We start from the raw sequence: 4,654 nt of genomic DNA, 5'->3' as shown, positions 1-4,654 counted from the left end.
TGACAACCCCAACAATTAGTATAGAACCAAAAAAACCGAAACGCTGTTATACCAACGTTTCGGTTATTTTCGTTATTTCAATGTAAAGCAGTCTTTATTTATACTTTGAATTGTTGCGTAAGTTCTTGTAAATCGACTGCTTTCTTACTTATTTCTTGAACAACACTAGACATTTCTTGTAGAGTCGCATTTTGTTCTTCGATTGATCCAGATATAGCATTTGTAGATTCAGCTGATTGAACAGATTGGTTAGATATATCCTCAACAGATGCTGTAACTTCTTCTGATGCTGCTGACAGTTGTACAGAAGTTGAAGTCACTTCTTCTAAACGATTTGTCATTTTATCCACTGAATCATAGATATGACCAAACGCATCTGTTGCATTTGTGATAATATAAACGCCTTCTTGAACATTCGTTAAGTTACTTGATACCGATTTTGCAACAATTTCTGTATCTTCTTGAATAGTACTAATCAGTTTGACAATTTGTTCTGCTGAATTTTTTGATCCTTCAGCTAATTTTCGTACTTCATCCGCAACGACAGCAAATCCTTTACCGTGCTCTCCTGCTCTTGCGGCTTCAATGGCTGCATTTAATGCCAAAAGATTCGTTTGTTCCGAAATATCTGTGATTGCTTTTGTCATTTTTTGAATTTCACTAGCTTGATTTTTTAACCGTGTGATTAATTCATTTGTTTGATTTGTTGTATCCGAAATAACTTGAATTTGTTCTTTAGCAACATTTAAAATTTTACCGCCATTTTCAGCAAGTTCAGAAGCTTGCTTTGCTTCTTGGAAAATAGATTGTGAACTTTCAGCTATCAATTGAACACCAGCAGAAGTTTCATGCATAGCTTTCGCTGCATCTTGAGCAATCTCTGCAGAATCCGTTGCTCCTTTAGAAGTTAGTTCAACACTATTTGATACTTCATCTGCAGCGTTTGAGATTTCTTCAGTAGAAGCTGACAATTCTTCGATTGAAGCTGATAATTGTTGTGAACTTTCCCCTATGCGATTAATAATCGTTTGTAAGTTCTTTTTCATTTCATTAAATGATGTTGCTAATGTGCCCAACTCATCTTTTGACTTAATATGAATATCTGGATGCGTTAAATCTCCGGATGCAATTTGTTTCGCACTTTCTACAACTTTCAATAATGGTTTTACAACAATTCTTTTAACACGTTTAATAAATAGAAGTGCCGTTAACATTCCGAAAATAGAAATGATAAACGAAATAACATTTGCAACTAATACATCATGACTAGCATCTGCTTTGGCAGCATCCAATTCTTTTTGTTGGAATTTTTCAATTGCATTAATGTTAATCATTAAGCTTTGATAAGCTGATTCAGCATTATTCAATTCTAGTATTGCATCTTCATCATTTCCCGAATTTTTATATTCTATTATTTTATCTACTGTTTCATTATAACTTGCCATTGTTGCACTCATTGATTTTGTATAATCTTTTAGGGTTTTTGAATTTTCACTTTTTTGAAGTTGATCAATGAGTTTTGTAATTTTATCTTGATAACCAACTAGTTTTTGAGAATTCGATGCACTATTCTCGATGATAAATCCTCTTAAATACAAACCTTCACTTGAGAGATTCGCTTTAATCTCACTAACATCTTTAATACTTTGTACATTTTCATTTATAACCCCGTTAAATGATTCTAAAACACTACTCATTCGATTATAGTTGACACATTCTAGAATCATTATGTACACAAATAATATGATAAAACCCATACTAATTTTCTTTTGCACAGACATAATTGAATACCCTCTCCCCAATATAGATTAAAAAATCAAAAAATTCCTTCGAGTTATAATATTAGAAAAATATTTCGGGAATCTAATGACACACTTCTATAATAGCATTATTATACCAGAAAATGTAATGAGATTATATTACTAAATAACTTGTTATTATCGATTATTTTCCATTAATAGACGAAACTACCTAGTATAATTGATATATACTAGGTAGTCACTGTTTTAATTTTTTGATATTTTATAAAAATTATCTTTCATCTACTTGAAATTCCATTTTTTAACTTTCTCAAGAAAAATAACCCTCAATATATTTCTTTTCAAGATATAACTTTACATAGCGAATACTTTCTTTAGAAAGATTACTTGTCCCTTCTCGGATTAAATCTCCATAAGGCACCCCATCGACCATGCGTATTACCCCTTCAAAAGGAATATTATTTTCTGCATCAAAACCTTGTATTTTGATAAAACAAGTAATTGTTCCATGAAATGAATAATCTACAATTATCACTTGATGGCTCATGCCTTTTGCCCATCCTTTTGTTGTTTTACTATTCGTTTTCGATAAGAATTAAGTTGCCATATCGTCAATAAAACAGCAATCCATAAAAAAGGCTCATTTGCATTAAAGCCTACTGAAGATACACCACCAAATAGTGGTAAAACTAAGATTAAGGCGACTAAGTATGTCATGACGACTACTTCTATATAAAAATGCACCATTTTACCATTACTAGCTGGTGAGAAAACACTAAACATTAACAGTCCAATGCCTACTACAATCCAAAGCCAATTCGGCAGGAACCCCCAAATTTCCCACACTTTAAAGAAATCAAAACACATTAATAAAGTGGCACCTAAAATCCCACTCAATAACTTGATAGCATTCAATCCATAACACTCCTTTGCTATAAGTTTAGCATAGGAGCACTTATCGTACATTAGTTATAGTTACTTTTATTTCTAAATATGGTGTGCCTATTTTGACATACATAACTTCTTTAAATATAGAGCATGAATCAAATTCTTCCTACTGTATAAACAATCTAATATTCGACAACATTAGAGATATCACTACAGAAGATGATCACTATAGTAGAGCTTCCATCTGAGGGTTTGTAAGCTTTGTCATTGAAGTATTTTTCCCTACTGATGTTTTTGTTTCACTAGTGAGACCTTTACAGGCAGTGATTCGCAACGCTGGGTGCTCTTACTGCCACTGCCAGTTAATGCAAGATAAAAGGAGGATTTTCATAGCATGAATATTGCAGATCGTCTAATTATAATTGGATTTGCATGTATTGTAATTGTTATATTAGCAATTATATTTCTTATTTTGTACACACTTATATTTGATCGCAATCAAAAAAGACATGCGATTTTAAGAAATTATCCAATGCTAGGTCGGATTCGTTATTTTTTTGAAAAGATTGGTCCAGAAATGCGGCAGTATTGGTTTAATGGAGATTTAGAAGGAAAACCTTTTTCTAGAGTAGACTATGAGCATATCGTAAAAGGTGCAAAATATATGCGAGAAGTAGTCGCTTTTGGTTCGAAACGTGATTATGAAGAAGAAGGATTCTATGTTCGTAATGCTATGTTTCCGAAGTTATCAGAAGAACTGAAATACGATCCAGATGTTAGCGTTAAAACGAAAAGATATTTACTCTTAAAAGACCCCCTATTTACTCAAAGAGATGAGAAATGGTCAGTAGAAGAAACATCTGCTTATTTGTTGCATGATGATGATGCTATTACAATTGGACCAAATACTGAACATCCATTTGTCGTCAAAAGCCTTGTCGGTATGTCCGCAATGAGTTACGGTTCTCTCGGGGATCGGGCTGTGACTACATTATCAGAAGGACTAGCTTTAGCAAAAGGGACTTGGATGAATACTGGTGAAGGTGGATTATCTCCCTATCATTTAAAAGGTGGGGTGGATATCATTATGCAAATTGGCCCTGGCTTATTCGGCATTCGTGACAAAGATGGTGATGTCGATTGGGAAGAGCTAAAAAGGAAAAGCGAGATCCCACAAGTCAAAGCATTTGAAATAAAACTCGCTCAAGGTGCAAAAACCCGCGGTGGACATATTGACGGTGAAAAAGTTTCACCTGAAATTGCGGAAATAAGAAAAGTAGAGCCTTATAAATCCGTAGACAGTCCAAATCGTTTCCACCAATTTCATGATGTTAAAAGCATGGTATTATTTATCGAAAAGATTCGAAAAGTTACTGGCAAACCAGTTGGTATGAAGCTTGTTGTAGGTGGAAATGACAGCATTAAAGAATTAGCGAAGTACATGAAGGAATCTGGAAAAGGTCCTGATTTTATAACAGTTGATGGTGGTGAAGGTGGTACAGGTGCTTCCTATCAAGAACTAATCGATAGTGTTGGATTACCGATTAAGTCTGCTTTGCCTATTCTCCATACCACTTTAACGAAATATGGCGTTAGAGATCGCGTAAAGATTATTGCTTCCGGTAAATTATTTACACCAGACCGAATCGCTATTGCCATTGCAATGGGTGCAGATCTCGTCAATGTAGCAAGAGGCTTCATGATTACTATCGGATGTATTCAAGCGATGAAATGTAATTCTAATGCATGTCCAGTTGGTGTTACTACTACTGATCCTGACTTACAAAAAGCCCTTGTCATTGATGAAAAGAAATATAGAGTTGTCAATTACTTAATAACACTTCGAAAAGGCCTATTCCGATTAGGAGCTGCTGCTGGCTTGGATTCCCCCGTTCACTTCAAGCCTGAACATATCATGTTCAAGGATGATAGGGGTGTTATTATATCTTTAGATACGATTTTGAAGGATATTCAACGTAAACCCGTATTCAAACAACGCATATAAA

Annotated in this window: 4 protein-coding genes; 1 reads left to right on the top strand and 3 read right to left on the bottom strand. The window is 34.1% G+C overall.

The features are described 5' to 3' along the window. Nucleotides 1-98 precede the first annotated feature (98 nt). From CW357_RS17705 to CW357_RS17695, 3 genes are all read right to left on the bottom strand, one after another. The gene (locus tag CW357_RS17705) at nt 99-1,781 is read right to left on the bottom strand and encodes a methyl-accepting chemotaxis protein (protein WP_119414958.1); all 1,683 of its coding nucleotides are present in this window, start codon (nt 1,779-1,781) and stop codon (nt 99-101) included. A 289-nt stretch (nt 1,782-2,070) separates the two neighbouring features. Then, the gene (locus CW357_RS17700; RefSeq protein ID WP_119414959.1) at nt 2,071-2,307 is read right to left on the bottom strand and encodes a hypothetical protein; all 237 of its coding nucleotides are present in this window, start codon (nt 2,305-2,307) and stop codon (nt 2,071-2,073) included. Next, nucleotides 2,304-2,675, bottom strand: a complete 372-nt coding sequence (locus tag CW357_RS17695) for a hypothetical protein (protein ID WP_124218759.1) — start codon at nt 2,673-2,675, stop codon at nt 2,304-2,306. The genes CW357_RS17700 and CW357_RS17695 overlap by 4 nt, the downstream gene beginning before the upstream one ends. A 367-nt stretch (nt 2,676-3,042) precedes the next feature. Here CW357_RS17695 and CW357_RS17690 point away from each other — a divergent pair, with 367 nt between their 5' ends. Next, nucleotides 3,043-4,653 carry an FMN-binding glutamate synthase family protein gene (locus tag CW357_RS17690; RefSeq protein WP_124218757.1) on the top strand — a complete coding sequence of 537 codons (1,611 nt, stop codon included), beginning with the start codon at nt 3,043-3,045 and terminating at the stop codon, nt 4,651-4,653. Nucleotide 4,654: the final 1 nt, after the last annotated feature.

This window comes from Rummeliibacillus sp. TYF005 (assembly GCF_003844195.1).
Taxonomy (GTDB): domain Bacteria; phylum Bacillota; class Bacilli; order Bacillales_A; family Planococcaceae; genus Rummeliibacillus.
The sequence above is the reverse complement of the archived record's forward strand: the minus strand, read 5'-3'. Positions and strand labels throughout refer to the sequence as shown.

Bases quoted from the DNA above. Each gene is read 5' to 3' on its own strand.
- CW357_RS17700 (WP_119414959.1), bottom strand. From the start codon at position 2,307: ATGAGCCATCAAGTGATAATTGTAGATTATTCATTTCATGGAACAATT.
- CW357_RS17690 (WP_124218757.1), top strand. From the start codon at position 3,043: ATGAATATTGCAGATCGTCTAATTATAATTGGATTTGCATGTATTGTA.
- CW357_RS17705 (WP_119414958.1), bottom strand. From the start codon at position 1,781: ATGTCTGTGCAAAAGAAAATTAGTATGGGTTTTATCATATTATTTGTG.